Here is a 1,731-nt window from a genome sequence, read left to right on the forward strand (position 1 = left end):
TTTTATTGTGCACTTATATTGTATATTCAAGGCTATAAATCGTCTGAATATTTTGATATAATGGAATAAGCTTATTTCAAAAAGGGGGACATTATTTTGACAACAGCCAAGGAACTGCTTAAGCAAAGGTACTATGAGCCTATTAAGGAGCAACCTGAATTATTTTTGGGGATTGAGTTGGAATACCCTGTCGTTAATTTGAGTGGTAATGCGACAGATGTCTCTCTTACAAAACAGTTACTAGTCTATCTCTTGGATAATTTTGATTTTAAAGCTGATAAGTATGATTCTGATAACAATCCTATTCAGGTTATCGATAAAGCTTCTGGAGATATGATTCTTTTTGAAGTCTCCTACAATACGATTGAGTTTGCTTTTGCAAAGGCTGAGAGAATTTCTGAGGTTGAGGAACGTCTGGATACCTACCTTGGTATAATCCAACCTTATCTGCAGAATCATAATCATGAGTTGCAAGGTTGGGGAGTGAATCCAAACTGGGCAAAAAATGACAACAGACCTGTTAAATCTCCTCGTTATGAGATGCTTATGGATTTTCTCGAGTTATCTAAAGCAAAGAACGATCCTTTCTTTCATGATTATCCAGAATATGGTTCTTTCATCTGTGGGAGTCAGGTACAGTTAGATGTTTCAAAAACGTCCTATTTAAGGGTTTTAAATGCTTTTAATCAAATAGAGGGACCCAAAGCAGTATTATTGGCAAACTCTGAATTTTGGGGCTCAGATTGGGATTTAGCGCTTTCTCGTGATGTTTTCTGGGAGAATTCCATGCATGGTGTTTTTGAGGAAAATGCAGGGGTATTTCCCAAGGTGTTTAAGAGCGAAGATCACTATTTTTCTTACTTGTCTGAGACAGCCATTTTTACTGCTAAGCGTAGTGATGAAACCTACTATTTTGAACCAATACGTGCTAAAGACTATCTAAGTACGTCATCTGTCAAAGCACACTCTATTCATGGCGAAGTAGTCACTATTGAGCCAAGTGAGGAAGATTTTAAGACTCACCGTTCTTATCAATTCCAAGATTTAACGATACGAGGGACGATTGAGTTTCGCAGTGTTTGTACCCAACCTTTCTCATCAACCTTTGCACCAGCAGCCTTTCACCTTGGTCTTTTAGTCAATTTGGAAAATCTGGAAAATATTTTGAATAACTCACCTTTTTTTGAAGCATTTGACTATGATTTTCCTAGAATTCGTCGTTTATTTTCGAAAAAGAATATTTCTGCTACAGACCTCAAGATGATTTTACCTTTGACAGAATTGCTATTGTCTTGTGCCGAGGATGGCTTAAAATCGCGTGGTTTTGGAGAAGAAGTCTACTTAGCTCCCCTTAGAGAGAAATTAGATAAACTGAATAAGAGTTTAGCTTAACCTTTGATAAGAGATATAATAGATAACTTTTGCTAAAAAATTTAAAAAAAGGCAAAAAAGTATTGACGTCAGTAAACAATAAATGGTATTATATGGTAGTTGTTTCGAAAGAGACAAGAGAAAGTTATAAAAAACTTTCAAAAAAGTATTGACACGAGTTGTCAATCTTGATATAATAACTAATGTTGTTAGCGGAAATGGCGGAATTGGCAGACGCGCAGGACTAAGGATCCTGTGACCGCTTTAGGTCGTGAGGGTTCAAGTCCCTCTTTCCGCAGAGTAACCAGTCAGATGACTGGTTTTTTTGTGTCTTGAATATACAATATAAGTGCACAATAA

At 36.5% G+C, this 1,731-nt stretch carries 1 protein-coding gene and 1 tRNA gene; both read left to right on the forward strand.

The genetic code is table 11. The annotated features are described in order from the left end of the window. Positions 1-96 precede the first annotated feature (96 nt). Positions 97-1,392, forward strand: coding sequence for a glutamate-cysteine ligase family protein (locus HMPREF2877_RS06895; RefSeq protein ID WP_070579359.1), 1,296 nt, complete (start codon positions 97-99; stop codon positions 1,390-1,392). A 191-nt stretch (positions 1,393-1,583) separates the two neighbouring features. Next, positions 1,584-1,669: transfer RNA gene (locus tag HMPREF2877_RS06900), tRNA-Leu, on the forward strand. The last annotated feature ends 62 nt before the right edge of the window (positions 1,670-1,731 follow it).

The sequence above is a fragment of the Streptococcus sp. HMSC072D03 genome (assembly GCF_001812855.1).
Lineage (GTDB): Bacteria > Bacillota > Bacilli > Lactobacillales > Streptococcaceae > Streptococcus > Streptococcus salivarius_D.